Annotated in this window: 31 protein-coding genes; 12 read left to right on the forward strand and 19 right to left on the reverse strand. The window is 68.5% G+C overall.

The window, feature by feature from the left end:
* Window positions 1–66: 66 nt before the first annotated feature.
* Window positions 67–264 (reverse strand): hypothetical protein, encoded by a 198-nt coding sequence (locus tag ACQEVJ_RS39575; protein WP_433109804.1) that lies wholly within the window; start codon window positions 262–264, stop codon window positions 67–69.
* Window positions 265–299: 35 nt separating this feature from the next.
* Here ACQEVJ_RS39575 and ACQEVJ_RS39580 point away from each other — a divergent pair, with 35 nt between their 5' ends.
* The 4 genes from ACQEVJ_RS39580 (at window position 300) to ACQEVJ_RS39595 (ending at window position 3,563) form a co-directional block, all read left to right on the forward strand.
* Window positions 300–581, forward strand: coding sequence for a nuclear transport factor 2 family protein (locus ACQEVJ_RS39580; RefSeq protein WP_433113221.1), 282 nt, complete (start codon window positions 300–302; stop codon window positions 579–581).
* A 17-nt stretch (window positions 582–598) separates the two neighbouring features.
* Window positions 599–1,231, forward strand: a complete 633-nt coding sequence (locus ACQEVJ_RS39585; RefSeq protein ID WP_433109805.1) for a DUF1707 SHOCT-like domain-containing protein — start codon at window positions 599–601, stop codon at window positions 1,229–1,231.
* A gap of 178 nt (window positions 1,232–1,409) precedes the next feature.
* A complete protein-coding gene (locus ACQEVJ_RS39590; protein WP_433109806.1) occupies window positions 1,410–2,141 on the forward strand; it encodes an rRNA methyltransferase in 732 nt (243 codons plus the stop codon).
* Between the two features lie 1,290 nt (window positions 2,142–3,431).
* Window positions 3,432–3,563, forward strand: coding sequence for a hypothetical protein (locus ACQEVJ_RS39595; RefSeq protein ID WP_433109807.1), 132 nt, complete (start codon window positions 3,432–3,434; stop codon window positions 3,561–3,563).
* 45 nt (window positions 3,564–3,608) lie between these two features.
* Here ACQEVJ_RS39595 and ACQEVJ_RS39600 read toward each other — a convergent pair whose 3' ends face one another.
* Window positions 3,609–4,148: a GNAT family N-acetyltransferase gene (locus ACQEVJ_RS39600; RefSeq protein WP_433109808.1), complete on the reverse strand. Its 540-nt coding sequence runs from the start codon at window positions 4,146–4,148 to the stop codon at window positions 3,609–3,611.
* A 1,113-nt stretch (window positions 4,149–5,261) separates the two neighbouring features.
* On the reverse strand, window positions 5,262–6,284 hold the full coding sequence (locus tag ACQEVJ_RS39605) for a trypsin-like serine peptidase (protein ID WP_433109809.1): 1,023 nt from the start codon (window positions 6,282–6,284) through the stop codon (window positions 5,262–5,264).
* Window positions 6,285–6,685: 401 nt separating this feature from the next.
* Here ACQEVJ_RS39605 and ACQEVJ_RS39610 point away from each other — a divergent pair, with 401 nt between their 5' ends.
* A complete protein-coding gene (locus ACQEVJ_RS39610; protein WP_433109810.1) occupies window positions 6,686–7,834 on the forward strand; it encodes a tyrosine-type recombinase/integrase in 1,149 nt (382 codons plus the stop codon).
* A 26-nt stretch (window positions 7,835–7,860) separates the two neighbouring features.
* On the opposite strand, the gene ACQEVJ_RS39615 is transcribed toward ACQEVJ_RS39610, so the two are convergent.
* From ACQEVJ_RS39615 to ACQEVJ_RS39635, 5 genes are all read right to left on the reverse strand, one after another.
* Window positions 7,861–8,085 carry a DUF2283 domain-containing protein gene (locus ACQEVJ_RS39615; protein WP_433109811.1) on the reverse strand — a complete coding sequence of 75 codons (225 nt, stop codon included), beginning with the start codon at window positions 8,083–8,085 and terminating at the stop codon, window positions 7,861–7,863.
* Window positions 8,086–8,406: 321 nt separating this feature from the next.
* Window positions 8,407–8,607, reverse strand: a complete 201-nt coding sequence (locus ACQEVJ_RS39620) for a DUF397 domain-containing protein (protein ID WP_204052174.1) — start codon at window positions 8,605–8,607, stop codon at window positions 8,407–8,409.
* A gap of 9 nt (window positions 8,608–8,616) precedes the next feature.
* Window positions 8,617–9,465 (reverse strand): helix-turn-helix domain-containing protein, encoded by an 849-nt coding sequence (locus ACQEVJ_RS39625; protein WP_433109812.1) that lies wholly within the window; start codon window positions 9,463–9,465, stop codon window positions 8,617–8,619.
* Between the two features lie 156 nt (window positions 9,466–9,621).
* Window positions 9,622–9,888, reverse strand: coding sequence for a GntR family transcriptional regulator (locus tag ACQEVJ_RS39630; protein WP_433109813.1), 267 nt, complete (start codon window positions 9,886–9,888; stop codon window positions 9,622–9,624).
* Between the two features lie 559 nt (window positions 9,889–10,447).
* Complete coding sequence (locus ACQEVJ_RS39635) at window positions 10,448–11,194, reverse strand: GntR family transcriptional regulator (protein ID WP_433109814.1); 747 nt, start codon at window positions 11,192–11,194, stop codon at window positions 10,448–10,450.
* 118 nt (window positions 11,195–11,312) lie between these two features.
* Here ACQEVJ_RS39635 and ACQEVJ_RS39640 point away from each other — a divergent pair, with 118 nt between their 5' ends.
* The 7 genes from ACQEVJ_RS39640 to ACQEVJ_RS39670 all read left to right on the forward strand — a co-directional run bounded on the left by ACQEVJ_RS39640 (window position 11,313) and on the right by ACQEVJ_RS39670 (window position 17,868).
* Window positions 11,313–11,684: an ATP-binding protein gene (locus ACQEVJ_RS39640; RefSeq protein WP_433109815.1), complete on the forward strand. Its 372-nt coding sequence runs from the start codon at window positions 11,313–11,315 to the stop codon at window positions 11,682–11,684.
* Between the two features lie 335 nt (window positions 11,685–12,019).
* Entirely contained in the window at window positions 12,020–12,295 is a 276-nt protein-coding gene (locus tag ACQEVJ_RS39645) for a hypothetical protein (RefSeq protein WP_433109816.1), read from the forward strand.
* A gap of 288 nt (window positions 12,296–12,583) precedes the next feature.
* The gene (locus tag ACQEVJ_RS39650) at window positions 12,584–14,194 is read left to right on the forward strand and encodes a hypothetical protein (protein ID WP_433109817.1); all 1,611 of its coding nucleotides are present in this window, start codon (window positions 12,584–12,586) and stop codon (window positions 14,192–14,194) included.
* Between the two features lie 88 nt (window positions 14,195–14,282).
* Window positions 14,283–16,286 (forward strand): hypothetical protein, encoded by a 2,004-nt coding sequence (locus ACQEVJ_RS39655; protein ID WP_433109818.1) that lies wholly within the window; start codon window positions 14,283–14,285, stop codon window positions 16,284–16,286.
* 180 nt (window positions 16,287–16,466) lie between these two features.
* Window positions 16,467–16,739, forward strand: coding sequence for a WhiB family transcriptional regulator (locus tag ACQEVJ_RS39660; RefSeq protein WP_433109819.1), 273 nt, complete (start codon window positions 16,467–16,469; stop codon window positions 16,737–16,739).
* Window positions 16,740–16,837: 98 nt separating this feature from the next.
* Complete coding sequence (locus ACQEVJ_RS39665) at window positions 16,838–17,044, forward strand: hypothetical protein (RefSeq protein ID WP_433109820.1); 207 nt, start codon at window positions 16,838–16,840, stop codon at window positions 17,042–17,044.
* A gap of 389 nt (window positions 17,045–17,433) precedes the next feature.
* Window positions 17,434–17,868 (forward strand): hypothetical protein, encoded by a 435-nt coding sequence (locus ACQEVJ_RS39670; protein WP_433109821.1) that lies wholly within the window; start codon window positions 17,434–17,436, stop codon window positions 17,866–17,868.
* A gap of 108 nt (window positions 17,869–17,976) precedes the next feature.
* On the opposite strand, the gene ACQEVJ_RS39675 is transcribed toward ACQEVJ_RS39670, so the two are convergent.
* The 11 genes from ACQEVJ_RS39675 to ACQEVJ_RS39725 all read right to left on the reverse strand — a co-directional run bounded on the left by ACQEVJ_RS39675 (window position 17,977) and on the right by ACQEVJ_RS39725 (window position 26,203).
* Window positions 17,977–18,198: a holin gene (locus tag ACQEVJ_RS39675; RefSeq protein WP_433109822.1), complete on the reverse strand. Its 222-nt coding sequence runs from the start codon at window positions 18,196–18,198 to the stop codon at window positions 17,977–17,979.
* A 52-nt stretch (window positions 18,199–18,250) separates the two neighbouring features.
* On the reverse strand, window positions 18,251–18,589 hold the full coding sequence (locus ACQEVJ_RS39680; protein WP_433109823.1) for a hypothetical protein: 339 nt from the start codon (window positions 18,587–18,589) through the stop codon (window positions 18,251–18,253).
* A gap of 122 nt (window positions 18,590–18,711) precedes the next feature.
* Entirely contained in the window at window positions 18,712–19,569 is an 858-nt protein-coding gene (locus ACQEVJ_RS39685; RefSeq protein WP_433109824.1) for a peptidoglycan recognition protein family protein, read from the reverse strand.
* 1 nt (window position 19,570) lies between these two features.
* Window positions 19,571–19,804, reverse strand: a complete 234-nt coding sequence (locus tag ACQEVJ_RS39690) for a hypothetical protein (RefSeq protein ID WP_433109825.1) — start codon at window positions 19,802–19,804, stop codon at window positions 19,571–19,573.
* Window positions 19,801–19,929, reverse strand: a complete 129-nt coding sequence (locus tag ACQEVJ_RS39695) for a hypothetical protein (RefSeq protein WP_433109826.1) — start codon at window positions 19,927–19,929, stop codon at window positions 19,801–19,803. The genes ACQEVJ_RS39690 and ACQEVJ_RS39695 overlap by 4 nt, the downstream gene beginning before the upstream one ends.
* Window positions 19,926–20,216, reverse strand: a complete 291-nt coding sequence (locus ACQEVJ_RS39700) for a hypothetical protein (protein WP_433109827.1) — start codon at window positions 20,214–20,216, stop codon at window positions 19,926–19,928. The genes ACQEVJ_RS39695 and ACQEVJ_RS39700 overlap by 4 nt, the downstream gene beginning before the upstream one ends.
* Before the next feature lie 12 nt (window positions 20,217–20,228).
* A complete protein-coding gene (locus tag ACQEVJ_RS39705) occupies window positions 20,229–21,671 on the reverse strand; it encodes a hypothetical protein (protein WP_433109828.1) in 1,443 nt (480 codons plus the stop codon).
* Window positions 21,672–21,736: 65 nt separating this feature from the next.
* Window positions 21,737–22,285, reverse strand: a complete 549-nt coding sequence (locus tag ACQEVJ_RS39710; protein WP_433109829.1) for a hypothetical protein — start codon at window positions 22,283–22,285, stop codon at window positions 21,737–21,739.
* A 111-nt stretch (window positions 22,286–22,396) separates the two neighbouring features.
* A complete protein-coding gene (locus tag ACQEVJ_RS39715; protein WP_433109830.1) occupies window positions 22,397–22,807 on the reverse strand; it encodes a hypothetical protein in 411 nt (136 codons plus the stop codon).
* Window positions 22,782–23,480: a hypothetical protein gene (locus ACQEVJ_RS39720; protein WP_433109831.1), complete on the reverse strand. Its 699-nt coding sequence runs from the start codon at window positions 23,478–23,480 to the stop codon at window positions 22,782–22,784. Before ACQEVJ_RS39720 ends, ACQEVJ_RS39715 begins: the two co-directional genes overlap by 26 nt.
* A 20-nt stretch (window positions 23,481–23,500) precedes the next feature.
* Window positions 23,501–26,203 carry a hypothetical protein gene (locus tag ACQEVJ_RS39725; protein ID WP_433109832.1) on the reverse strand — a complete coding sequence of 901 codons (2,703 nt, stop codon included), beginning with the start codon at window positions 26,201–26,203 and terminating at the stop codon, window positions 23,501–23,503.
* Window positions 26,204–26,222 lie beyond the last annotated feature (19 nt).

Raw genomic sequence — 26,222 nt, forward strand, 5'->3', positions numbered from 1 at the left:
GTCGGGAAGGCACAGTGTCGCCCGCCCCACCCGGCCGGGTAATCGGCGGAATCACCTGCGTTCGTACTAGCCCTGAACGGCGCCGGCCTGGGCCTGCCTGCGGCGGAACTCGTCGAACGGCGTGCGGTCGAAGACGAACCGGTTGTAGACAATCCTTCCGTCGCGGACCGTGACGCACTCGGCCGCGGGCGCGCTCTTCGCCGGGATCGTCTCCGCGTCGTACATCATCAGGGCCCTGTCGTCGTCCCCGAACGCCGCGATCATCTCCGCCGTTCGGCGAATCGGCGCAGGAGCGGCATCTGGTCCGCCGCTTCGCCGAGGCCTTCACCGGCGACGACATCGACACTCTGGTCGCCTTGCTCACCGACGACGCGTGGCTGTCCATGCCGCCCGCGCCGCACGAGTACCACGGTGTGGTGGCGATCGCCTCGTTCCTGCGGGCGAGCGCCGCGTGGCGGGCGGGCCGGCGCCTGGAGTTGGGTCCCACCCGCGCCAACGGGCAACCGGCGTTCACCTGCTCCCTCGACGGCCGGCTACAACAGCATTTCGAAGCGGGGCGAACTCCCTGTCGGCTCGAATGAGAACTATCGTGACCAGCATGGAAAATCCCCCTCAGCGTCGGGACTCCCCGACTTCTCACCTGCGCGCTTCCGACAGCAACAGGGACCAGATCGCCGCCGTGCTCGGAGAAGCCCTGAGCACGGGTCAGCTGAGCCACGAGGAGTACTCCGAGCGCCTGGACAGCCTCTATCAGGCCAAGACCGTGGGAGAGCTCGAGGTCCTCACCCACGACCTCCAGGTCGAGCGGCACCGTCCGGCCGCGAGCCCGGCGTCCTACGCGCCGAGCCCGAGCCCGGTCTCCTACGCGCCGGGCGCGAGCACCGAGCCCGACAACATCATCGCCGTCTTCGGCGGCGCCGACCGTAGGGGCCGCTGGCGGGTGCGGCGTCAGACCAAGGCGCTGGCCGTCTTCGGCGGCGTACGGTTCGACCTGACCGAAGCCGAGTTCGAGGCGAAAGAGGTCGAGATCACGGTCAACGCCGTCTTCGGCGGGGCCGAGATCATCCTGCCGGAGGGGGTCGAGGTCCGCTGCCAGGGCGTGGGCGTCTTCGGCGGCTTCGACGTGCACAACAGCCCGGACGTCGACCCTTCGGCGCCGGTGATCGTGATCAAGGGCCTGGCGCTGTTCGGCGGGGTGAGCGGCAGGATCCGGCGCCGCCGCGACCGCTGAGCCCCGGGACGCCGCGCGAGGCGAGCCCCACAAATCGGTGGACAGCGCTGATATCGTCCCCAAACGTGACAATCCTCGACGTTGACCAGTTTGTCGCAGACGGGTTCGCCAAGGTGGAGGCGGTGGTCCCACGCGAGGAAGGTCGGCGAGTGAGGCGTCACGAGAACGGCCCCGCGTCGTGACCTACCGGCACGCGGCCGTCCGGGACGACTACGCCGATCTGGCCAGCGGCGCGGTGCTGCATTCGGCTCCGGGGTTTCCCGCCTTTCCGGTGCGGCTGGCCAGCGAGATGTTCCAGCGCGCGATGGAGCTACGGGGCGACGGCCGGGCCACGGTGTGGGATCCGTGCTGTGGCAGCGGCTACCTGCTGACCGTGATCGGGCTGCTGCACCGTCGCCGGATCTCGGCCGTGCTGGCCTCGGACATCGATCCTGCCGCCGTTGGGATCGCGGAACGGAATCTGGGCCTGCTGACGCAAGCCGGGCTGGCGGCTCGTGCCGCACATCTCTCCGAGCAGGCCGAGCGCTGGGGCCGCGCTTCCTACACGGCGGCGGCCGAGGCGGCACACCGGATCGCAGCCGCGCTGACCGCCGACGGCGGTGACCTGCCGCACGCCGTACATCAAGCTGACGTGTTCGACGCGGACCGGCTCCGCCAGACCCTCGGCGGGCGCCGGCCGGACGTCGTGATCACGGACGTGCCCTATGGCGAGCAGACGTCCTGGCACGGGCCCAACGGCGCCGACGGGGTCGCCGGCATGCTCAGTACCCTGGGCTCGGTGCTCGACGAGAACGCGGTGATCGCGGTAGCCGTCCGCGGACGCAAGGCGCCTCGCGCCGACCGCCTGCGTACGTGCGCGACTTTCAAGATCGGCACCAGAACGGTCGCCCTGCTGCGGCCTCAACCATAAGGCGACGCCGGTCCAAAACAGTCCGCGCCGTCACCATCGCGGCCGGAGACCTTCGCGACTCCCGCGCGACGGCGTCACGGTGATTTGCCTAGATCGTGATCGGCATATTCGCCCCAGTATCCCGCGGCGCATGGTCACAATGGCGAAGTGACCGACTTCAAAGGCGTCTCGTGATCCGAGTCATCGCCCAGGTCCGTGGCCTACCGGTGGCGTTGACCGTATGCGCGTACACGGCGGCCGTACTCACGCTTACTTGGATGACCGAAGAGGGTTATCTCGGCGATGCCATGTATGGAGCGCTGACCATGGTCCTAGTGGCCTTTCCGCTCTCCCTTGTCGGGACTTCTCTGTACGGGGTGCTGAAAGACGCAATCGTCGGCCAAAGACACGATGACCCACCTACGCCTGGGATTACGTCCTTATGGCCTGGCCGGGGATCGTCACGGCCATCGCCCTGATGCTCCTGCTGAGGTGGCGGCGTACCCGTTTGACGGGCCAGATTTTCGGTTGGGCGCTGACGGCGGCCGTCACCTTGACCGGCGGGATGATCATCTTTGACGGATGGGCGCCCCGTCGGCCATACGGCTGGCCATTCCTCGTGTACGAACTGGTCATGGTCACCGGGCTGATCGCTGCGCACAGGTCCGCGCCGAAGGCGACCGCCAACGGGGCGTAACGTGCCCCTACATGCCAGCGAGCGTACGCATCCGGCCGATCCCGAGGCCCCCAAACGATCTCCAGGTTCGTTCAAAGTCGTTCACCGCACTGGTTGTCAACGATCTGGCCGTTCAGATCTGTCCAACTCGCTTCGCGATCGTTAACCCGAGCGGCTCCAACAGCGGCTCCCAAAGACCTGTGTTCTACAGGCATCGAAGCCAGGCGACCAGTGGATATCCGCCCCCGCTCGGTAGCTCTATCCATCGATAACCCGCCTCGACCCGGGCACCGATGTTCCTGGTCTCTCCTTCTCCCCACAGGCATGCAGGGCGACCACCGATGTGGAGCATGCCGTCGCGACCAGTCCACGGCACCTCGGCCGGAAGCTGCATTGTCTGCCCGCCGTCTGGGGTGAATGAACCGCCACTACCGTCGGCAACGAGCTGGGCATACCCCTCAGCGTTGATCAACGAGACCTTTCCAATGGGCAGGTTCTGCGCCACCACGCCCCCGACAAGAGCGGCACCAACCACGATCGTGGTGAGAAAAGCAGGCCGTATCGAAACTTCGCGTGTGAGTGAACGGGGCCAGCGGCGGGGGAATGACATGTCGGGACTGTAGCGCGCTGCGAATATGGTCAACAGGACATTCACCACGCAGGGCCGGGCGGTCAACGTCGGCGGCCTGTTCGCCAAGATCCCGGTCCACCTGTGTCCACGGCTGTTCGGGGTCGTTGTCAGCATCCGCGTTAGCAAGATCACCTAATGGGGGTGCTCTTCAGGGGGTGGATCGCGGCCGGTGCTCACGTCTCTACCTCGGATCGAGTACGCGCGTCATCCAGATCGTGTTGCCGCGTTCGGCGTCCTCGGTGATGCGGTCGCTTCGGTGGAAATCGAGCTTCTCGAGGACGCGGAACGAGGGTGCGTTCCACTCCCGCACGGTCGCCCAGAGTCGTCGACGTCCTGTTCGCGTCGCGGCTTCGACGACCGCACGGGCGGCTTCTGTCGCGTAACCATGGCCGTGAGCTCGTTGTGCCAGCTCGTACGCGATCTCAGGTTCGTCGAAAGATCCCTGGCCGACAGTCAATCCGCAGTACCCAATGAACTCACCGGTGTCTCGCAGCTCGATCGGCAGCAACCCCAGCCCCGGATCCGCCATCAGCGGATTGTTGAGGAGCCAGCCCCGCATCTCCTCGACCGTCGGGCGTCCCTCGGCGTCGATCCGCCGTACCGCTCGTGGATCCCGCTCAAGCCATAGCCCGCGGTACTCCTCGGCATCCGACGGCACCCACCGCCGCAACCGCAGCCGCTCGGTCACCAGCTCCGCCGGTAGATCCTCATAGGTCCCCATCCGACCAACCTAACCCGATGCTGGCCAAGACCGGAGATGACTGCAAGAGGCGGACGTTGAGCTGCTCAACGGTTGGTGGTGGACGTTGCCGTCAAGGTTGCCGTCACGGAGCTGCTGGCGCTCGGGCTTAGCGGGCGATATGTCAGCTTCCGCCAGACCGTCAGGCTTCGCGGCTGACTTCCCACAGCTGGTTGAGGCGCCCTGCCAAAGGGGAGTAGCGAACCTTGACGAGAACGGGATGCTTCAGACGCTTAAGAACCGCGGTCATCTGACGGGCGTCGCAGTAATAGGAGCCCAGGCCCTCCTTGTCCGCGGCGCCCTCGCCGAGAGGCCCCTTCCCGATCAGAGGGAGGGGCCTCTGAGCTGGAGCCGCCTTGGGGAATCGAAACCCAGACCTTCTGTTTACAAGGAGGATCCGACGTGTCCGCAGGCGTCCACTGCTGACACTGAAGCCCTGGCCGCGGGCACCTCTGGGAGGCGCCCAGTCCACCGGCTTCCACGGTCGTCCAGGACCGTTGTTAGCGCCCGCGTTAGCAAGATCCTTCCCGTGATCCCTTAGGTGCGAACGCTGGTGCAGCGTGGCGGGCACGGTCAGCGGATGTTAACGGGTGCCATCACGTGCGCTCGCCTTACCATCTGGTGATCTCCGTAGCGGTCCCGTGTCAGCGGTCTCGCTGACTTTTTGCTGACTCCGGTCGGCGCTGCCCTTCCCCAAGCGATCTTCTGACGTAACCGCCATTGAGATCCGTAGGGAAGGGCAGGCCCCTCGTTGACGGCGGCCGGCACTGCTCAGACGGTAGATACGGGGTGGTGCGGTGTGATCGTGTAAGGCGGCGTTGCTGTACGCGCTGCTGTACAGCGATCCCCTCGGCATGGCCTTGAATGGCTCGGCGATGGCGATCAAGCCCGCGCAGGAGAGGGCCAGGCCCGGGTGCAGAGACATTCACGATTGCGGTAGGCCGTGGGAAGTTCGCATACCCACACCCTTCCTGGCGCGCCTGCCCCCGAGCCCACCAATATGGAGAACCAGGAGTCCTGACCGAAGAGGTCTCTATATTTCCGACGATTCGGTTGCCGGGGACGGCTCCCGCACCCGGCCGCACTCGGGCCGACTCAGATGGGGCCGGACTGGAGGGCGGCCGCGGCCTGGTAGACCCGATACGTCGCGCTGTCGAAGTAGGACGAAGCGATGGTATCGGTCCAGTGGTCGCCGTCGGTGTCGGAGACACCGACGGTCAAGCCGTTCAGATAGCCGGTGCGGGTCCGGTTACTGTAGTCGAGCAGCCACGCCGACCCCGAGAGGCCACCACCGGGGAAGGGGGAACTGACACCGACCAACTTCTTGGCCCTGAGAATGCTCGGGAGTCCCAGGCGGTCTTCTTCGAAGTCCCAGGCGACCATGCCGAAACTCGGACCATAGCCCCACTTCAGGGCCTTGCCGTCGAAGTTTCCGCTGGGATGCGGCCCGCTCACATAGCCGAACACGCGTACGTTGACGCCGACCTTCTGGTTGTAGGCCAGACCCTGGCCGCCAACCTTGTCGCCGAGGCGGCCGACATCGCTGAGGTTGCTGTCGACACCGTTGTTGACCGTGACGAACGAGTAGTCGCGGCCGCTGTCCCGGCGGACGCTGAAGTCACGGTGTGCGTACGCGTGCTTGCCGACAAAGATGCCGAACGGGGCCTTGCCCTCGTAGTAGCAGGGGATGAACACCCAGTAGGAGTGGTATGTCTGGCTCGTGGGCTCGTACACGCAGTGCCCGGCCGTGGCGACGACGTTCTTGTACTGCGACAGCATCGCCGTGGCATTGCACCAGCGCGGGTTGCCGTCGATATCGAGGAAGAACACCTTTCCCGTGCTTCTGGGAAGATTCACGTAGTTCTGCGGCGATTCCGGCTTGATCTCCCCTACGAGCCCGGGAGGACCATCGGGGTTCGGCTCACTGCCGCGGGACCTGACGTTGACCGTGGGCTGGTACGGCGTTGCCTTGATGAGGTTGGCCGCGTTGTTGTTGATCCAGTAGGAGACGATGCCGCGTGCGTAGGCACCCGGCCCGGCGAGCGGTACGTAGGTGACGTCATCGGCGGCCTGTGCCGGGGCGGCGGGAATGCCGCCGACAAGACCGACGGCGGCCAAGGCGCACAGGGGGAGGACCAGGTGCCGGGTCCGGGGGTGCATGAGGGCTCCCTGTGGTCGGAGACGGAAACTGGGGTGAAGATAGGCAGCCTCTCTTGCAGCACACTTACAGGATGCTGGACACGCAGAACACGCGGAGAACTACCGCTTAACGGGCTGCATGTCCCCATACATCTACATGCCCCTCCCCCTGATCACCTCGTTCGCCGTCGACCCACCGCGGAGCGGCAGCGGGCCGGCGACGGAGGGGCAAGCCCGGCCTCGCGTGTACGTCAACCTGGTCGTGGTTCCTCGGTCATTGGATGCCATCGGTCACGGCCGGGCTTGAGCTGTAGGAGCTGGTCTCTGACCCTGAGCAGCCTCGGCGTAAGAAGAGCGCGCCCAAGCTCCGCGACGGCGTCATGAAGCGCGGCAACACCTGGTCATACGTGATCCGCGTCAGGAACCCCGAGACCGGCGAGAGCAAGCCCAAGTGGGTCAGCGGCTTCGCCACCGAGGATGACGCCAAGGCCGCCCGTGACGAGGCGCGGGTCAAGGCCCGTCGTGGAGAATACGTCGACCGCAACGCCATCACGGTGGCGGAGTACCTCGCGGAATGGATCGAGGGCCACGCGGTCGAGGTCAAGCCCAAGACCCTGGCCGGATACCGCATGATGATTCGCCTCTATATAGAGCCGCGGATCGGCAAGCTCCGGCTCCAAGTGCTCCGGCCGGCCACAATCACGAAGCTCTACCGCGACTTGCTGACAGCTGGCCGCCGGAACGGCAAGGGTCTCGCCCCGAACACGATCAAGCATGTTCACACTGTGCTCCGGAAGGCTCTTTCCGACGCGGTGATCGTTGACGAGATCCTTCCCAGCAACCCCGCCGAACGAGCGAAGCTCCCGCGCACGCAGCTCACCGAACCCGGCACGGTGTGGACCCCCGCGCAGCTCCGGGAGTTCCTCGACACGGCGAAGGGTCACCGGCTGTTCGCGTTCTTCCGCCTGGCGGCCTACAGCGGCGCCCGTCGTGGCGAGCTGTGCAACCTTCGGTGGGCAGATGTCGACCTCGATTCACCGCAGATCCGCCTGACCGGTTCCTCGGCCGTGGTCGAGGGGGAAAGGATCGAGGGCACTACCAAGGGCGGCAGATCCCGAGTCGTGAGCATCGACGCCGGGACCGCCGAGATCCTGCGCGAGCACCGCAAGCGTCAGAACGCCGACCGGCTCCGGCTTGGCGAGTCGTGGAAAGGCACGGATGACTACGTGTTCACGACCGGATGGGGCGATCCCATCTATCCCGATACAGTCAGCTCGCTTATGCCCGTGCTGATCAAGGCGTACAACGACACGCAGCCCAAGAAGCCCCACCCCCGTGCTCGGCTTCATGACCTCAGGCACCTGCACGCGACCACGCTCCTGCTCGCAGGCGTCCCGGTTCACGTCGTCGCGGCCCGGCTGGGCCACTCCGACCCGGCCATCACGCTCCGGGTGTACGCCCACGTGATCAGCGAGCAGATGGCGAGCGCGGCCGAGGTCTTCGCCAGCTCGATCAGGAATTCCGCCTGAGCCCTACCACTGTCAGAGGCGCTCCCCTACCTGGGAGCGCCTTCTTTGTTGCCCCGTGCGCCTGGCCACGTGGCGAGGATCTCGATACCGATCACTCTGCCGTTCTCGTCCAGGTCCAGGTTCACCATTGGCCTGTCTACGGTCACCATCTCAGCGACACCGCCGGGCGGAATCGGGCCGTGCAGGTAAACATAGGCCGCTCCGGCTTCGGGATCGTATGTCCACGTGCCCGGGTGCTCTTCCAAGGTCATCTGGTCTCCTGTTAGCAGGGGTGTTAGCAAGATCCCAAGATTGTCCAGACAGCACAAGGCCCCTGACCGCGATGACGCCGATCAGGGGCCTGTCGTACGAGAGCCGCCTTGGGGAATCGAACCCCAGACCTTCTGTTTACAAGGCACTTACCGACGCTCAAGACACAAGGGGAAACGGAGTTTCCGCAGTTCAGCGGTTGTCACCTCTGTTCACCTGTGGCTCTGTGTTGCACGCGCTTGGCGCAGATCTGTCGCAGAAGTGTCGCAACGCGAACGGCCCTCGGCGGACTCTTCGACCGAGGGCCGTTGTGCTGGTAGGGATCAGCCGAATTCCCCGTCCTTCACGCCGCCGAGGAACGCCTGCCACTCGCCTGCGGTGAAGAACAGCTTCGGCCCGTCCGGGTTCTTGGAGTCACGCACTGCCGCTCCCCCGCCGGGGAGGTCGGCCACCTCGACGCAGTTGTCTCCATTACCGCTGCGTGCGCTCTTCCGCCAGTTGAGCTCGATCGTCGATGCCACCATTCGCCCCGCCTACTCGTTGAGTTGGTGCGCCATCTCCTCCAGATACGTCACAGAGTCCTCCACGGATGCGGCACTGGCGACTACCTGCTCGTACAGATGCGAGTAGCACTGCACCTCTTCAGGCTTCTCCAGGTACACAGCCGCGGTGGCGGTCTCAAGGAAGACGAGCGGCGCTTCATCCTCGCCAGGGAACCACATCAACATGAATGCTCCGAGCATCGCGGCGTGCGCGCCGGCGGCGTCCGGGAGGACCTGGATCGTGATGTGCGGCTGGGCCGCCAGCTCAGCGAGACGCAGCAGCTGCGCGCGCATAACGGCCGGGCCACCGACGTTCTTGCGGAGTGCCGCCTCGTCGATGACCGCCCGGAACGTGGGTGGGTTGGCTCTCTGGAGGATCTCCTGCCGTGCCATGCGCGCGTCGACTCGGCGCTTGACGGCGGCCTCTTCCAGGACGCACCCTCCGCGAAAGATGGCGGCGGCATAGTCGGGGGTTTGCAGGAGGCCGGGGATGAGGATCATCTCGTAGGTATGGATGAGGCTCGCGCCGGCTTCGAAGTCCGGCAGGGCGGTCCGGAACACGTCGGAGTACTCAGCCCACCAGCCGCGGTGGCGGGACTCGTTGGCGAGCTGGACCATGGCGGCGCGTTCCGCCGGCTCGGTCACACCGTATAGATCGAGAAGGTCGACGACGTCCCGAGGGTTGGGCCGCTTCCAGGCGCCGCGTTCCATCCGCGAGACCTTGGATGGGTCCCATCCGAGTTGCCGTGCGACCTTGGTGGCATCGAGTCGGGACTGTTCCCGATAGTGCCGGAGCTTCGCCGAGAGGGTTCGGCGGCGCACGGTGGGGCTGTATGTCACAGAGACCCTCCCCCTCGCCTACAACTTTCCGGACACACCCGGACGTATCTACTCATACGAATTCGCCAATATGAACTTAGCTCTTGCTCTTTCGCTTGACGGACATGAGTATGACGGTCAGAGAGTGATTACGGGAGGCGAATGCGCGTCATGGGGTCAGGGAGCGTTGTCGGCCCATTCCTCACGAGGGCGTACGAAGGTGCCCTTCCCGGAGATGGGCCGGATCCTGTTCTCTTGCGTGAGCAGGGCGAGGACTTTTCGGACAGTACCTTCTGCCACCCCGAACTCCTCGGCCAGCCGCTTGATGCTCGGGATGGGGTAACGCTCCTTATAGGTGCCCGCGTCGATACGCGCCCGGAGCTCCTCATAGACCTGCTCCCAGATGGTTCGGTCTGGCTCGAACCACTGGTCTTCCCTGATCATGGGCCCGACCGTAGTGGATCATGACCGCGCATGCTCTGGTGGGGCAGGGCATGGCATGCCATGGCAGGGCGTATCAGGGCGTCCCTCTATACCCCCGTAAATGCAGACTTCCGTCAGCGCTCAGCGGGCGGACGGAGACGGGCACGGCGGCGAGCATTCCCTGGGCATGGGTACCGCCGTCGTGCCCCCTTCAGCACTGCCAGTCAGGGCCCTTACCTACGATTCCGGACGGCACGATGCTCCACCCACAAGTTCCCCAGCACCTGGTTGTCATCGCTGACACAGTTGAGCCGGCGAGCGAGTTGCTCCAGTTGCTGCGCCAGATGTACCCGGCGTGGCGCATTGTTCCGGTCAAGAACGGCTGCATGGCGACGAGGGTCCGACCGCTGTCGGAGGAGGAAAGGGCTGCCGGGCTCGGGTCCTCGTTCTTCAGGGGCAATGCGCAGGAGCTCGCACAGATACTGCACGATCAGATGGACATCGCCCATCAGCGGGGATCAGGGTAAGCGGGATGATCGCCAGCTACCATCCGGCCGCGTGACGTACTGCCGCTTGTCCGTCAGTCGATGACCGGTATTCGGTAGACGGGGCGGTAGCGGTCGGCCGCGAGCACGATGTCCGCCGTCTCCACTGGCCGGTCCCCCGCCCAGTGCGTCCGCTCGATCTCCATCACCCACATGCCCGGCGCCAGCCGTAGCCGTTCCGTCTCCCATGCCAGCGGCGGCCGCGCATAGGGAGACTCGGTCACCTCGGTGACGTGGATGCCGATCGCACCCATCCGAGCGATCACGCCCAACCCACGGAACTGCCCGGCCTCCGGTAACTCAACGCCGCGGCCGAGGGTGATCGCGAGCGGTTCGTACGAGGTGGACAGCTGCGTGACCTCGCCGTCCGCCGTCATGACGTACGTCGTCCGCATGACCTTGTCGCCCGGCTCGATGTTCAACCGCTCGGCGATCGCCGGCGGCGCCGGGACACGCTGGGAGTCCCACTCCACCTGCGGCACGCGGCCCTGCGCGCGCACTTCGCTGGCAAATGGAGGCAGGTTGCGGTGGTAGCGGTCCCTGGCGAGCCGCACCATCGGGGGCCGCTCGCGTACACGGTGACCCGATCCGGTGCGGGAGACGACCAGCCCTTCGTGCACCAACTGCTTGAGGGCATTGCGAGCAGTCGTCTCGCTGACCTCGTACTTCGCCGCCAACTGCGCGCGGGTCGGCAGGAGGACGCCAGGCGCGAGTACGCCGTCGACGATCTGCTGTCGCAGGTCCTCGACCAGGCGGCGGGTCTTCGTGACGTCCTCGGACATGGGCCCCATCTTTGCCGACGCATAGACACGACGGTACTCCACACCTAATGTGGAGTACCGCATCACCAATTCGGTACTCCACATTGTTTCACGGAGGACGCGTGTGGACATATGGGCCATGCCTCTTCCGGCTACGGACGCCATGGTCCCGGCCGCGCGCATCGGGGTCAGACAGTTCTTGGCCGGTCACCCCCTGGCCTTCGACAGCGAACTCGTCGCCTCCGAGCTCGTCACCAACTCGATCCGCTACTCCCGCGGCCCCGACCTCACGATCAAGGTGGTTCGCAAGGGCGACGTCGTGCGGATCGAAGTCACCGACCGCGGCTCACACACCGCCCCCCAGGCGGGTGCATCGCCGCAGGGCGACGAAGGGGGGCGCGGCCTGATGCTCGTGGACAGCCTGGCCACCGCCTGGGGCCACAAAGGCCTCGACGGCGAGTGGATGACGGTGTGGGCGGAGTTGGTCGTCGACTCGGAGGTTCCGCGATGACTACCCAAACGATGCCCGTGGTCCCGTACGTCCTGGCCCACGCCGGGGAGGCCGTCCCTCTGCGTCTGCGCTTCGCTGAGGTCCGCCCCTCCGGTCGCCTACGCCTGCAATACGTCGACCCGCGCCCTTCCGACTGGGTCCAGGGCGTTCTGCGCGCACGAGTACGCACGAACCGTCGCGGACCCGTCCGGGCGAAGAAGCTGAACACCCGCCGCCAGTGGGAGTGCCTGCGGAAGGGCTTGTGCCAGGTGTGCGGACGACTGGCCGTGCAGCCGGATGGTCGGACCCCGTGGCTACTGACTGGCAAGGTCTACCAACCGATCGGCGAGGAGCGGATGGGCACCACAGCTCCGCCGGTCTGCCGGGACTGCATCCCGCTGTCGCTGGAGCTGTGCCCGCAACTCCACACCGCGCCGATCCTCTGCACGGCTGCCGCCGCGGAGCCGGTCGGAGTGCTCGGCGACGTGTTTCAGTCTGGCCCCAGGGGCGAGGCGGTCGTGAGCCGGGAGAACGTGTTCGTGGAGTGGGATGCCGCCGCCGTGCTACCCCGCGTACTGGCCAAGCTGGCGGTCGTCGAACTCCAGGACATGCAGCCCGAGCCGCTCCCATGAGCTGCCCGTCTGCGATGTACGGATCACGTCGCAGGCGGGCTGCCCTGCCGGTTCGGGACGACGGGTCTGTCCGCCGGCAGGGCATCCAAACGGGGCCCCTCCCCAACTCCCCAGGGGGAGGGGCCACCCGAGACCGGCCCCGAGGTTGATGGCGCGCGCCTCGGGGCCACCTTCTCCCGGCCGGGCCGGTGCCCAGGCCCGGCCGGGCTCTCAACGAAGAAAGCCCCCACCGGTGTTCGCGCACCAGTGGGGGCCCCACAACCGGACCTGGATGAGAGGCCCGATCAAATGCAGAACCTAATAGACCAACTGCGGTCTGTCCCCCCGATCACACAGATCATCATCGCCGTCGCCGCCCTGGTGCTCCTCGCCCTGGCCTACTTCGCCCTGCGCGGCATCCGTCGTGCGCTGGCGCGAGCCGCCCGCGCGACGACGATGGCGATCCGCGGCTGGGCCGCCGGCCGGACAACCGAGGACATCCTGACGATCGTCGCCGCGAGCATCGCGACCGGCGTGTCCGCCCAGGGCATGTGGCGCTTCTCCGGCGACGTCCTCGGCCTCGACGGCCCGCTGCGCGTCGGCCTGTTCGCCTTCATCGAGGTCGCCGTCATCACCAGCGCCGTACGAGCGCGCAGGAAGATGCGGGAGAACTACTCGGCCGGCATCGACGGCCTGGCCGTATGGGTCTTCACCGGCCTGTCGGCCGTCCTGTCGAGCATGGACGCCCGCAGCGTCGCCGAGGCCGTCTTCCGCCTCGCCTCCCCGCTCGTGGCCGCCTGGCTGTGGGAGCGCGGCATGGCCATCGAACGGCACCGCATCACCGGCCGGGGCCGCATCCACTGGCGGCTCACCCCGGAGCGGGTGCTCGTCCGGCTGGGCCTGGCCGAGGCGACGGACCGTACCGCGGAAGAGGTCGACGCCCAGCGCCGCCTCGATCGGGTGGCACTGGCCGCCGACAACGCCTACCAGCTGCGAGAGGCCGGCGCCTCCGAGCGCAAGCAGCGCCGCGCGTACGCCCGCCTGCGGCACGCCTTCCGGGCGGCAGCCGCTCACACCGGCCTCGCCCGCGACCCCGAGCAGCAGGAGGTCCTGCGGCGCGCGGTGGCCGTCCTGCGCAGCATGGAGCAGCTCCTCGACGTCGCCCCGGAGTCGGCGTGGGCGGACGCGTCCGCGCCTGAGCCAACGCGGCAGGGCGACTTCGCTCGGCTGGCGGAGGAGACCCGGCAGCTGCGTGAAACGCTCGCGGGCCGCCATGAGACCAAGAGCGACCTGGCGAACGTGACCATGCTGCTGGCGGATCTGACCCGCCAGCGCCCGGCGTCTGTGACCCCGGCCGCGACCGCGCCGGAGGTAGCGAACCGGGTCACGTCGAAGGTGGCGGAGCCGCCGTTGTTCCTGCCCCGCGAGTGGACCCAGCAGCCCCCTGCCGTGACATCGGCCGCGACTCCGGACGTGACTAGCCCTGCGGTCACGAAGACCGTCACGCCCGAGGTCACGAACACGGCTGTGATCGACCTGTTCGACCCCGCCGCGTTCGACCTCACCTGGCCGCCGTCCGTGACGCCGGACGTGACCGATGACGTGACCCCGACCGTGACCGCAGGCGAGGTCACAGATCCGGCCGGCGAGCAGGGCAAAGATGCCGAGGATGACGCAGCCGACGGCGGCCAGGGCGCCGGGGATGACGAACCCGAGTCCCTGCCCAAAACCACGATCATGCGTGACCTGTGGGACCGCGAACGCGCCGAAGGCCGATACCCCTCCGTCCGCGAGCTCGCCGATGCCGCCGGGGCGCACCACAGTCTCGCCTCACGCCACCGCAAGGCGTGGGTGGACGAGCTGCCGTGGTGGCAGCGCCGTAGGGCCGGAGGATCCCGCCGAGAGAGAGTGACCCCCTGATGTTCCAGATCGCCCTCATCATCACGATCGTCGTGACCGCGCCGGTGATCCTCGCCGTGATCCTGGTCGCGATCGACGCCCGGGGCCGGTGACCGTGCCCCCTCAGCACGACCCCGCGCCGGCACCCGTACCGCCGCCGGCGCGGCGCAGCAAGGCCCGCATCGCTGCCAAGTGCGTGGTGCGGGCAGGCCGGGCCGCTCGCTGGACGTGGCGGCGCATCCTGTGGCCGCACCGCGACCAGCTCGCCGCGCCCGGCCTCGCCCTGGCCGCCCTCACCGCCGGGTCGGCCGCCCACCTCGCCGAGGCGCCGTGGTGGGTGGCCGGGCTGGCGTGCGGCGGCTGCCTGGCCGCGCTGCGCCGCGCCTGGGACCGCCGCGGCGTCGCTCCTGAGCACGCCGACCCCCTCACCGGAGCCGCCGCCCTGTTCGGCGGCTGGGCCACCGCGGCTACCGTGTGGGGCCCGGGCGGGATCCTCGGCCAGGCCTGGGCGGGCCTGGCCGCTGTCGCCACCGTGGGGTGGCTCATCCATCCGGCCGCGCGTTCCTGGCGTGGCCTACGCGCCCGCTGCCGCAACTGGTCGGCCCAACTGCCCGCCGTACTGGCCGGGCTCGGCGCGGCCGGCACAGCCCTGACGTCCACGCCGCGCTTGCAGGGCCAGCGGGTGGACTTCCCGCTACGGCTTCCGCTCGGCACCACCCGGGAGGACGTCGACCGGCTACGGCGGAAGATCGAGTCCGGTATGGGCTGGCCTGAAGGCAGCATCCGGGAGGTCCGCCAGGACCCGGGCTTCACCGCGTCCAACCGGATCACCCTCACCTGGCAGGAAGGGCGGATCCGCGTGCGCGCCGTCCGCCTGGCGGAGGCGCCCATCCCCGCCTCGGTGTACGACCCGATCTGGCAGGGCGTCGACGACGACGGCCGGGACCTGTTCATTGACCAGTACGCCACCGAGGGCATGACCCGCGGTCTGTACGGCGGCGAGCCCGGCTCGGCGAAATCCAACCTGCTGCGGCTGATTGCCTACCTGCGCGCCTACTGCCCGGACGTGCTGATCTGGGCCGTCGACTTGAAGAACGACGGCATGACCTTCGCCTCGATCCTGCCGCGTCTGGACCGGCTGGCGGTCAACCGCACGCAGGTCGACGAGCTGTTCGCCGACGCCGCGGCGATGATCCCGCTCCGGGGTCGGCTGCTGCGGCCGGAGGACAACCAGAAGCTTCCCCTGTCGGCAGACCGTCCTGCGGTGCTGATTCTGTTCGACGAATTCGCCACCGCATGGGGCAAGAGCCCCCGCAACAGAGCCGTCGTCGAGGCCGCGAAGGAAGTCGGCGCCAAGGGGCGATCGCCGGGCATCGGCATGGAGGCAGCGTCGCAGTACCTCGCCCAGGGTTCCCTACACCCGGACCTACGGCCGCTGTTCACCCGCCGCGTTGCGGGCCGGATGCAGGAACGCGCCGACGCCCAGTTCCTGCTCAAGCACTGGAACCGGCTCGACACGACGATCCTGCCGACCGGCGTGTTCTACCTTCAGATCACCGGCGAGCGACACGCCCGGCTGCTCCACACCCCGGAGGTGACCGACAAGGACCTGGCGCACGCGGCCGCGGAGACCGCGCACCTGGCGCCGGTCCTGGAGCAGGAGACCGCACGCGAGCTGCCGTACTACGCGAGTCGGTGGGCCGATCTGCCGGAGCATCTGCTGCCGTACTGCTCCCCCGCACAGCGCGAGCTCGTCGCCGCGTCACCGCCGGCGAACGTCACGGCCCTGCGCGCGGTCGCCGCCGCTCCCCCGCGCCGGACGATGGTGTCCGAACGGATCGACACACCAGCCGCGGTGGATCCGGCGCTCGCCGCGATGTGCACGGTGTTCGTCGACGCCCGCGGCGCGGATGTGCGAACCGGCGACGTTGTCGCGGCGGCGGCCGCGCAGGGGAGGTCACGGACCTACGCCACGGACCGCCTGGCGGCATGGCGGGGAGAGGGCCTGATCCGGCAGACCGGGAGAGGCCTATGGGCCCTGGCCTGCCCCCCTGACGGGCTCCTGGGGGCCGTCACGGCCCTCGAGGGCCCTGGGCGGACGCAGACGGGGTGACGGACCGTGACCCCCTCGCCCAGGCGGTCCTCCCCTCCCCTACCGGCCCCCGGGGAGGGGCTCCACACGCGTGCGCGCACGCGCGGGGGCGGGGGGATGTCCGGCGGACAACCGTGGCGGACATCGTCCGGGCGCACGGCGGACATTCGACCGGCGGACATTCGAGCACAGGAAGTAACGATGACAGGGCATGACCTCACCGACCTGTACGCCCTCGCCCACGACCCCGACGCCGAGTGGATGGACCAGGCGCTGTGCGCTGAGACCGACCCGGAGGCATTCTTCCCCGACGAGGGCCAGCGCCCGGACGCCGGGAAGAAGATCTGCCGCCGCTGCGAGGTCCGTGCGGAGTGCCTCGCGTACGCGCTCGAACGCGATGAAACCGGCGTGTGGGGTGGCACCACCGAGAAGGAGCGCCGGCGCATGCGCGCGCCGCAACGCGTGGCGGCCTGAGGGTGCGCCGGCGGCAGCCGTACGGCCTCGAAGTCGACGAGCTGCGTCCCCCGATTCGTCCGCTACCTCACACCCGCCATTCCCGAAGGGAAGCCCTCATGACACCCGAGGCCGCCCAAGGCGCGCTCATCTTCGCCGCGCTCGTCATCGTCACGATCGCCGCGGTGATGCTCAGCGCCAGCCGCCACCCAATGTCCACTTGCCGGCGCTGCTCCGGCACCGGCCGTAAACGGTCCTGGCTGCTGTCCAGCCGCTGGCGGCCCTGCCCGTACTGCAGCGGCGGAGTGGTCAACCGCAGGCCCTGAAGGGAACACGACGATACGCCCCCACCCGCCCTCTGTGTGAGGGCGAGCGGGGGCGATTGGCGTTCCAGGGCTGCGATGGTCGTACGGCGGACCGGCCCGGGCGGGACACTGCACGGCATGGACGCCGACTCCCGCCTGTACGAGCTCGTCGACGCCACGGTGCGAGAGCAGCGCCGGTGGCGACTGCAGGGAAATGAGAAAGCGCCGCCAGCTCCCTTCGCGCAAGTAGCCGGCGGCGCTTCCAGGACCGAGCAGGTCCCCGGACCGAACGTAGGCGACGACACCGACAAAACCCGCTCGTCCGGCAGCTAACGCTTCACGCCGGCAACCGCCGCACGGCTAGACACGTCCTACGAGCCGTCCACCCCTACGATCACGGAGCCCCCGTCATGCGTCTCCCGCTATGCCTCGCGGCCACCGCGCTCGCGCTCGCCGCCTGCACCAGCTCGACCACCGCCGACACCCCCGCCTCGCCGGCCGGGCCTCCCGCAGACGGCGGGAGTTACACCTCACCGCGAGACATCGTGGCGAAGATGAAGACCGCCGGGGTGGACTGCCCGGACTACACGATCATCGCGAAGCCGACAAACGCCCGGGAGCTGGCCAACTGCATGGACGGCAACCTCGTGATCAGCATCTTCGAGACCGAAGGCGACGTCCAGGCCAACGTCGACATGCACCGCGAGACCGCCAAGATGATCGACGGGCCCGTGAACATGCTGACCGGCAGGAACTGGAGCGTCTACTACGACGACCCGGCCGCGCTGCAAAAGGCCAAGACGGTGCTCGGCGGCACGCTGATCGCCGAGCCGGCCGCCCAGTAACGACGAGGAGGGCGCCCGCTCCCCCCGTGGGCATCACGGTGTGGGGAGCGGGCGCCCTCCGTCAGAGGAATCCCGGGCAGGGTCCGCGCCGAGCCCGGGCCCTCAGTCTCAGCGGGCCCGGGTGACGAAGCCCGCGGTCTGCGGGTCGCCCGCGCGGCCAGCCGCGACCGACGTCAGCAGCGACACCACAGCCGCCAGCCCGGCGACGGAGCCGACGGCGGGCCAGCTGACGTCGAGCAGGCCGAGCTGGCCCGCGCCGACGATGCCGAGCGCGGCCTGCGCGGCGGTCCGCACGGCACGCTCGCCCGTGTCGATCAGCCACTTCTTCATGTGCCCCTCCTTCAGGGACAGCCCGCCGGCGGCGGGACGAACGGGGTGCGGGTCAGACCCGCGGGGGCCAGGCCCACGTGCCGGGCTCGTCGCCCTCGGCCTTCGAGGTGGCCCAGTACGCGTCGTTGCCGTCGAGCAGCACCTGGAGGTTCGCGCTGTTGAACGAGGACTCCCAGACCCGGACGACGATCGCCGGGTAGACCTGGCCTGCCTCGACGTGGTTGCCGACGTGCGCCTGGTGGCCGTCGGCTCCGGCCTGGCCCGGGGCGGACGGGCCGGAGAAGCAGCTCTGGAACACCTGGAAGTCGGCACGGCGCTTGTTGATTGCCTTGGCGTCAGCCTCGTTCAGCGTGTAGTGGACGATCCGGCCGACGGTGGGCTGCTGGGACATGAGGCTCCTCGATGAGGCGGCCCCTCATATAAGGGCCGGAAACTAGAAGACCTGCCGCGTTCGGGCAGGTCACGAGAGCGCTGGTATACGAGCTGGTATGAAATCGGGCTGTTCGTCGGCGGTCAGTTCGCGTCGTCGACGAGTCCCGGCTGACACGTCGCCGGCAGCGGAGGCGGCGGCTCGGCAGGGGGCGGCGTCTGCGGGGGCGGCCGCCAGGACCACGTCATGCTCCAGGCGTCCTCGTCGACCTCGGCGACGGCATTGAGCCCGGTGGCCTTCCGGTAGCCCTTGGCGACGCCGGCGGACTGCGGCCCGAAGACTCCGTCGACGTCGATCTTCCAGCCCCTCTTGGCCATCTTCTCCTGCCAGATGCGCACGTCGGCGCCGCGCATCATCGGCGAGGTGACCTTCAGGACCCGGCCGGGCCACTGCGGGACGCCGTCCTCGAGCACGATCTTGATGGTGTCCTCCTTCGGCTTCCCGTCGACCAGCGCCGCGGCGCGCCGCACGATCTCGGCCTTCTGCGCGAGGACCTTCACGCCCGGGCACGCCAGGTGCCCACCCCATGCGGAGCCGCCCATGGAGTGGTGGCCGAGGCCTCGCCCGTTCGGGCTGTCGGTGACCCGCAGGGGCACGCCGTGCTGCTTGTGCGCCCATGCGAGCACGCGGGCGCAGGCGTCGAGCTGGGCGTCGGTGAGGTCGTCGCCGCCGCGGCCTTCGTTCTCGATCGAGATCCAGTGGGGGTTGCCGTCCGCCTGGGCCCAGGCCTTGTCCTTAGTGTCGACCCACTGCCGCAGCGCGCCGGCCCGGCCGGTGCCGAAGTGGCTGGACGCCTCGGCCGCACGGTTGCGGAACCAGGAGTCGGTGCCAGCGAGAGTCCCGGCCATGATGTGCAGGGTGACGCCGTGGATCTCGCCCATGCCGTCGCGCGTGTAGTTGACGGTGATGGGGCTCCACTCGGCGCCGGGCATACGGGCCATGTCAGGCTCCCCCCTTCAGGGCGGCGATGATCGTGGTGGCGCCGGTCACGAGGGCGCCGGCGGCGGTAATCGGGAGCGCGTACTTCCACCGCTCCAGGGCGCGCAGGCGCTCCTCATGGTCGCTGTGAGTCCGATCGGAAGCCGCCGAACTGGTGCTCTGCTGCATCCCCAGCAGGTCGAGCTTGCCTTCGATGCGAGTGAGCCGGTCTCGCAGGTCCCCGTCGTCCGCTGTCACGTGGTCCCCTGGTCGTTGGTCGTGGTTTCCCCGGCCGGGTTGGCCGGGCCGGTCTTTGTGCGGGCGCGCTGGTGCAGGTCCTGGTGGAAGGCGAGGAGGGTCCGGAGGTAGGTGAGGTGCTTCATACGATCGGGACCTGGCCGGTGTTGAAGGCAGGTTTCTCGACCAGGCCGGTCGCCTTGACCCACATGTCCCACGTGCCGACGCCGACGTCGAAGCCGCCGTCGGGGCCGATGAGGAGGCGGGCGGTGCAGCCGGTAGGGGTTGGCGGTTCCCATTCAGCGGTGTGCCAGTCTCCGCTGGCGGGTTCGGTGCCGGGCTTGGTGAAGGCGAACTCGACCAGCTCGCCCCCGCTGGCGCCGGTCACGAACGATTTGACGTGCACCGTGCTGAGGTGGGAGATGGGGTCCACGACGGCTCCAGGTCAGGTGTAGGGGGTGCTGGCGGCCCAGTCCGTGTACGGGGGGCTGGCGCGGGTGATGTCTCCGCCGAGGCTGATGACCGTCGCGACCTCGGTGAGGGTCGCGGTGTCGGTGGCGAAGACTGGCTGCACAGCGTGCGCGAGTTCGCCGAGGGTTGCGCTGTCGGTGGTGGTGAGCAGCGCGGTGACGGTGGCGGTCTCCGTCAGGGTCGCCGCGTCGGAGGCCAGCACCGTGATCTGCGCGGCTTCGGTGAGTATCCCGGTGTCTACGGTGGGGAGCACGACGACGGCTGTGTCGGTCAGGGTTCCGCCGTCTGCCACCGCCACGGTGGCCGCGATTTCAGCGGCCTCGCCGAGGGTGGCGGTGTCCGAGGTCACGGGCCCGACGATTTGTTCGACCTCGGCCTGCTCGGTCAGGGTGGCGGTGTCCGTCGTGGTGATGGTGATGACGGGCACGCCCTCGGTGAGGGTGCCGCCGTCGGTGAGCGGCAGGGTGGCCGTGACCTGCGCCTGGTCGGTGAAGGTGGCGCTGTCGACCCGATTGAGGGCTGGCTGAAGCACCGCCTGTTCGGTCAGGGTGGCGCCGTCGGTGCGGTCCAGGATCGGGGCGGCGGTGGCTTGCTCGGTGAGGGTGGCCTGGTCGGTGACGCCGAGCGCGATGGTGGCCTGTTCGGTGAGGGTGCCGCCGTCGGTGAGCGGCAGAGTGGCGGTGACGGTGGCGAGGTCGGTGAGGGTGCCCTGGTCGGTGGTGTCCTTGGGCACAATCGCGGGGGGGACGACCGGGCCGAGCCACCCGGTGTCGGCGACCGCCAGGTCGTCCACCCATACGGTGGTGGCAGAGGTGTCGAGGGTGCGCCCCTCAGCGCCGTACCAGTCCCAGGGGATGACCCCTGCCGGGTGGGCGACGCTTGCGGTCACCGAGTCGGTGATCGTCGTGCCGTCCATCGTGTTGTACCACCTGGCCTCCGCCGTGGAGGTGGCGTTGTTGTCCGCCCTCAACTCCAGGCGTTGCCAGGTGCCGTTGGGGACGGTGATGGTCTTCTCGGCAAGGAGCGTCGTAGTGTCGGTCGAGCCGACGTAGTGGTACAGGCGCAGGGTGGCGGCCCCGGACGTGGTCACGGTGACGAAGGCGGACCACGAGTAGTAGTCGGCCCCATCTTGCGTCCCCAGGTAGATTCCGGCCCACGTATCGCCTGCCGTGGGCTGGACGAGCCGGAAGTTCAGCCGCCCGTAGAAGTTGCCGTTGGGGACGGTGAGCGGGTACCACTGCAACTGCAGGAGGGAGTTGGTGCCACACGCCGCGCTGCGGGTGCCGTGCGCCGCCTGCGCCGTGGTGTACGTCGCGGCCTGCACGTAATTGAACGCGTTACCGCTAGCTCCGCCGCTGTTGGCGGTGGTAATCGCGGTGCCGTTGGTGCCGCCTTCCAGCGAGTTCGTCTGCAGCACAGGTCAGCCTCCTCGTGAACGGCAGCGGGACAGGGGATGCGCTCCCGGTGAGAAGGTCGTCACGGTCAGGCGAGGCTGAGAACCACCTTGAGCACCCACGACGCCGCGCTCGACTTCGTCCCAAGATTCTCAACCTTGCGGTTAAGCATGCGCCCGCTGCTGGCCGCGTTGAACAGGCCCCACTCCTGCCAGGCGAAGTTCGCGTCGGCCTGTGCGAATGTCGCCTGGAACGTCACTGAGGCGTTCGTAGTGGCGGTGCCGTCCGTGTGCTGAGGGAACCCGGAGTCCATCACCTTGCGCAGCTTGTTGGTGCCCTGCAGGTCCTGCAGAGTTGCGTCGGTGGGCGAGGCGGTGCCGTCACCAACAGCCAGGCGGGCGTTCGTGGTGTCGAACGCGGCCACGGTGCTGCCGCCCGTGAGGCGGTGCCACAGCGCGGACGCGCCACCGAACATCATGAGGTTGCCCTCACGCTCGATCACCTCGTACGGCTCGGCCGAAGTGTCGGAGCCGTGGTACTTCGACAGCGTCCACCGGCAACGCCACCGGCCGATGTCCCCGGTGTGCAGACTGGCGCCGACGTGCGCAGCCTCGTTCAGTCGAGCATTGTCACGCATGGGGGGAAATCCCTTCTCTTGGGCATGAAAAAACCCCCAAGGGCGGGGCCTCAGGGGCTGGGGAGTCGATGCGGGGCTAACGGAGGGCCCGCGAGGGCGGGCTGGATGGATCTACAGCGTGATCGTCTGCGCCGTCTTCGAGTAGGTCGTGGCGAAACCGCTGTACTTCCGGAGGAACACGGTGTGGCCCTGGGCGGCCAGCCCCCGCGCGATGTCCTCGGCCGACGGCGGCGGAACGTCGAAGGCCGGGTTGGTGCCCGTCCAGCCGGGGATCTCCGAGCTGGCGTACGGGTAGATGAACCACTCGGGGTCCTGGTTCACGCGCTCGACTCGCACGCAGATGAACCACACATCGGGCGTGACCCGGACGCCCTGGCCACCGCTGAAGATCATCCCGCTTGGCAGGTTCCCGTCCCGGTAATACGCCTCGGCCGCGAGATCCAGCTTCGTCAGGTTCGGTTCACCGTTGACATCCTCGATCGGCTGCGGAACGTCCTCAGGCGGAGCCCAGCGGAACATCATGACCTCCTAGTTCTCTGCCGCCCGCGAACGTCGCCGGCGGCTTCAGGCTGTACGACGACGGCAACGGGCCGTCCTGGGTGGCCCGCGCCCACTCCACGTAGCCGCGTTTGCCGGCCACGCGGATCGGGTCGATTCGGGTCTGCGACAGGATCGGCTCCAGCGGATCCGCTGGCGCGACGCGCTTGGAGCCGACGTACACCAGGGCGCCCTGCCGGTCCTTACGGGGCGCGGCCTCGTGACGCAGGAACCTGTCCTTCACCATGCGGATGCGCTCGAGGTACGCCTGGCGGCGGTCCTCGTCCGGCACGCCGGGCGTCCAGCACGTCGGCCAGCCGTGCGTGTCGCGCAGGAACTGCAGGGCGGCGGGGTTGTTCGAGGCGACGGGGTGGCCGGGGTCGGGGATCGCCCCCTCGTGCAGGATGACGTCGAGCAAGGTCGGCACATCGTCGGGGTCCAGGGCGTACTCGGCGGCCCGCCACTCGAACGTCGCGTGCGGGAAGATGTGGACCAACGTGCCGTGCCCGTCCGGGTCGGTCGTCCAGACACCCCAGACCGGGTCCGCGCCGGCGACGTTTGGCGGTGTGTCGACGGGGCCGCCGGGAGGCCGGGCGGCCAGCGAGACGCGGGAGTAGCCGAGTTCGGCGTCCCAGGCGTGCCGGACGAATGGCGGCATGCGGCGCGCTCCTTGATTGGTTAGTGGCGGTGGGCCCACCAGTAGTAGGCGAACGACGTGGGGGTTTCGATGTTCACCTGGTAGCCGGTGGTCGTGGACGCGGTGAGGGCCCAGGCCACGGGGGTGTAGGTGTTGCCGAACGCGCTGGGACCGCCCGACCGGCCGTCGCGCAGGGTGACCAGGGGGCCCATGTTGGTGGCCATGGTCGGGCCGTAGGAGTAGATGTTGCCCTTGGCGACCTCATCGACGCTGTAGGACCCTGCGTTGATCGCGTCGTAGGGGTCGGCGTCGTTGTCGTCCCAGTACCGGCCGCGAACCTGCCACCGGCCGGTGCCGTCGAACTGGATGTAGCACTCGCTGTTGACCGAGCCTGCGTAGTAGCCGAACTTCGCGTGGTTGTCGGCGATCTCCAGTTGGCCGCCGCGGGACGCGGTGGCGGCGGCGTTCATGACGTTGAGCGTCGTCATGGTCGCGCCCATCTGCAGCCTGGCCCGGTAGTTGCTGGAAGCGTTCTGGGAGGTGGTGATAGTGAGCGTTGCCTCGCCGGAGTAGATGTCGTCGCGGCTGCTGATCACCGTGTAGTTCGCGCTGCCGGACGGGTAGAACCGCATTTCAGGCACGGTGGCGCCGGGCGGGGCGAGCTCCAGCCGCCGGCCGGAGGCCGCGGTCCTAATGAACGCACCAGTGATCGTCTTGCCGTCGATCGCGTCACCAGCGATCTTCGCAGCGGTGATCGCCCCAGCCTCGATCTTGTCCGCCGTGATCGCATTTGCCTGCAGGTGCCCGGTCTGGATCGACAACGCTTGGATCAGCGCACCCGTGATGCTGTTGGCCACGATCTTGTCCGAGGCGGTGATCGACCCGTCCACGATGTTCGCGCCGCTGATGATCTGGCCGATGATGTCCGTGTCTACCAGCGGCACCGTGGCGATGCTCGCCGACGCGGACGGATCCGACTCGTTGCCCGATCGGTCGACGGCGGTCAGGCGGAACAGGCGCTCCTCGTTGTACGGCTCACCCGCCACCACCAACGCACCGGTGACCGTGAGCGAACCCACGTCCTCCCACGACACCCCACCATCGGCCGACATCCACACTCGGACGCGGTCGAAGTCCGCCGGCATGCCGGAGCCGACGCCCTGGCCGTCCCAGGTGACGTAGATAATCCCTAGCCGGGTCGCCAGCGTGGGCGCAGTCGGCACCGGCGGCGGCGTCAGGTCATCCGGGACGTACACCACGTACTCGGTGCTGAACTCGCCCGGCGTGCCGTTCGCGACGGCCCGCACTTTGATCGCGTAGTCGGTGCGGGTCTGCAGCGGCGCGTACGACGCGATCGTGCCCGCACCGTCCGTGACGGTGATCTGCCCCGACTCCTGCGTGGTGCCGTTCCGGCGGGCGAACACCTGGTAGCCGTCCACGTTGATCGCGACACCGTTGACGTCGGCGACCACGGGTGACCATGTGGCGGTGATGATGCCGCGGGCGTACCCGTCGGGGCCGATGTAGGCGTCACCCGCCACGATCAGCCCCTCGGGCGCCGCGGGGACGCGGCCGGTGGCGTCCGGGGCCGGTGCGCCGCCCGTCCCGCCGGAGGCGATCCCGCCGTCGAGAATGCCCGCCGCGCGCCTGGCGAGTCGGATCTCCCGCTCCAGAAACCTGTCGTTCAACGTCAGGTTGCCGCCGACGAGGCCGTGCTGGTCCCGGGTCAGGGTGATCTGCCGCACCCGCAGCGGCGCCATCACGCCGGCGTCGCCCGGGGCCTTGATGGTGTCCCCGGGGCGGTAGTCCCGCCACGGCAGCCACTTCGCGGCGGGCAGGACGATTCCCCTCGTGAACTGGACTCGCTCCCCCGTGGCGCGTTGCAGCAGGTTCTGCCCCAGGTACGCCGCAGTGGCGGCGTCGGCGATGCCGCCCTGCTGCTGGTAGGTCTCCCACCGGCCCCACGGCAACGTCGCAGGGGAGGTCACCTCCACCGACAGGCCCTGCTCTCCCGCGATGAGGATCGCGTTCGAGGCGTTCTCCCATGTGCCGCTGGTGGGCGCTTCGGTGACGTCCCGGCCGAGTCGGAGGTCGACCGGCGCCGTCCCGGTGGACAGGTCGCGGTTCAGCGCCCCGTCGCCGTTGAAAACGCGCAGGGTGCGGCCCTGCATCTGCCAGTCGATCACGCCCTGCTCGGCGAGGTTGAGGAGCATGGCCAGCAGGTCCCGGCCGGGCTCGATGCCCATCGTCAGCTCGGCCGACCACGGCCGGTCGGCGGAATCCTCGTCGATGTCGAAGTCGTAGGCGAGGCCGGGCAACGTGCCGCGGGCCTGCCCCTCCTGGATGAACGTCTTGAGGATCTGCCCGGGGGTAACCGCCGAGAACTGCCGTTTGCCGTCCACCATCACATCAACCGGGTACAGCACCAGCTTCTTCAGCTGCCAGGACCAGCCGGGCAGGTCGAAACTGCGGGCGCCGGTCTGGTCGGTCTCGTCGCCCTGCCGCTTGATCAGCAGGAACCGGGAGTCCGGCGGCTCAACCCATGCCTGCCCGTCGGCGGACCATTCCACGGCGATCTCGCACGGCTGCGCCAGCCACTCCGCGCGGGCCGCAACGGTGCTGTAGGTCAGCCTCAGGGAGGAGGTGTCGTTCAGCGGCCAGCCAGCATCGAGGGCCAGCGGGTACGGCAGCAGGCCCAGTTTCGCCTCGTTCGGCTGGTAGGCCACCACGCGCAGGTCGAGCACGGTCTCACCCCCCGGTGTG

The organism is Microbispora sp. CA-102843 (assembly GCF_050936215.1).
GTDB lineage: Bacteria > Actinomycetota > Actinomycetes > Streptosporangiales > Streptosporangiaceae > Microbispora.

What these genes read in the sequence shown, in the direction of transcription:
- ACQEVJ_RS39575 (WP_433109804.1), bottom strand. Translation starts at nt 264, where the DNA reads ATGATCGCGGCGTTCGGGGACGACGACAGGGCCCTGATGATGTACGAC.
- ACQEVJ_RS39665 (WP_433109820.1), top strand. Translation starts at nt 16,838, where the DNA reads ATGACACCCGAGGCCGCCCAAGGCGCGCTCATCTTCGCCGCGCTCGTC.
- ACQEVJ_RS39650 (WP_433109817.1), top strand. Translation starts at nt 12,584, where the DNA reads ATGCAGAACCTAATAGACCAACTGCGGTCTGTCCCCCCGATCACACAG.
- ACQEVJ_RS39695 (WP_433109826.1), bottom strand. Translation starts at nt 19,929, where the DNA reads ATGAAGCACCTCACCTACCTCCGGACCCTCCTCGCCTTCCACCAGGAC.
- ACQEVJ_RS39630 (WP_433109813.1), bottom strand. Translation starts at nt 9,888, where the DNA reads ATGATCAGGGAAGACCAGTGGTTCGAGCCAGACCGAACCATCTGGGAG.
- ACQEVJ_RS39710 (WP_433109829.1), bottom strand. Translation starts at nt 22,285, where the DNA reads ATGCGTGACAATGCTCGACTGAACGAGGCTGCGCACGTCGGCGCCAGT.
- ACQEVJ_RS39610 (WP_433109810.1), top strand. Translation starts at nt 6,686, where the DNA reads ATGAAGCGCGGCAACACCTGGTCATACGTGATCCGCGTCAGGAACCCC.
- ACQEVJ_RS39680 (WP_433109823.1), bottom strand. Translation starts at nt 18,589, where the DNA reads ATGTCCCAGCAGCCCACCGTCGGCCGGATCGTCCACTACACGCTGAAC.
- ACQEVJ_RS39585 (WP_433109805.1), top strand. Translation starts at nt 599, where the DNA reads ATGGAAAATCCCCCTCAGCGTCGGGACTCCCCGACTTCTCACCTGCGC.
- ACQEVJ_RS39595 (WP_433109807.1), top strand. Translation starts at nt 3,432, where the DNA reads ATGGTCAACAGGACATTCACCACGCAGGGCCGGGCGGTCAACGTCGGC.
- ACQEVJ_RS39685 (WP_433109824.1), bottom strand. Translation starts at nt 19,569, where the DNA reads ATGGCCCGTATGCCCGGCGCCGAGTGGAGCCCCATCACCGTCAACTAC.
- ACQEVJ_RS39645 (WP_433109816.1), top strand. Translation starts at nt 12,020, where the DNA reads ATGGGCACCACAGCTCCGCCGGTCTGCCGGGACTGCATCCCGCTGTCG.
- ACQEVJ_RS39715 (WP_433109830.1), bottom strand. Translation starts at nt 22,807, where the DNA reads ATGATGTTCCGCTGGGCTCCGCCTGAGGACGTTCCGCAGCCGATCGAG.
- ACQEVJ_RS39670 (WP_433109821.1), top strand. Translation starts at nt 17,434, where the DNA reads ATGCGTCTCCCGCTATGCCTCGCGGCCACCGCGCTCGCGCTCGCCGCC.
- ACQEVJ_RS39635 (WP_433109814.1), bottom strand. Translation starts at nt 11,194, where the DNA reads ATGTCCGAGGACGTCACGAAGACCCGCCGCCTGGTCGAGGACCTGCGA.
- ACQEVJ_RS39720 (WP_433109831.1), bottom strand. Translation starts at nt 23,480, where the DNA reads ATGCCGCCATTCGTCCGGCACGCCTGGGACGCCGAACTCGGCTACTCC.
- ACQEVJ_RS39600 (WP_433109808.1), bottom strand. Translation starts at nt 4,148, where the DNA reads ATGGGGACCTATGAGGATCTACCGGCGGAGCTGGTGACCGAGCGGCTG.
- ACQEVJ_RS39660 (WP_433109819.1), top strand. Translation starts at nt 16,467, where the DNA reads ATGACAGGGCATGACCTCACCGACCTGTACGCCCTCGCCCACGACCCC.
- ACQEVJ_RS39620 (WP_204052174.1), bottom strand. Translation starts at nt 8,607, where the DNA reads ATGGTGGCATCGACGATCGAGCTCAACTGGCGGAAGAGCGCACGCAGC.
- ACQEVJ_RS39675 (WP_433109822.1), bottom strand. Translation starts at nt 18,198, where the DNA reads ATGAAGAAGTGGCTGATCGACACGGGCGAGCGTGCCGTGCGGACCGCC.
- ACQEVJ_RS39640 (WP_433109815.1), top strand. Translation starts at nt 11,313, where the DNA reads ATGCCTCTTCCGGCTACGGACGCCATGGTCCCGGCCGCGCGCATCGGG.
- ACQEVJ_RS39615 (WP_433109811.1), bottom strand. Translation starts at nt 8,085, where the DNA reads ATGACCTTGGAAGAGCACCCGGGCACGTGGACATACGATCCCGAAGCC.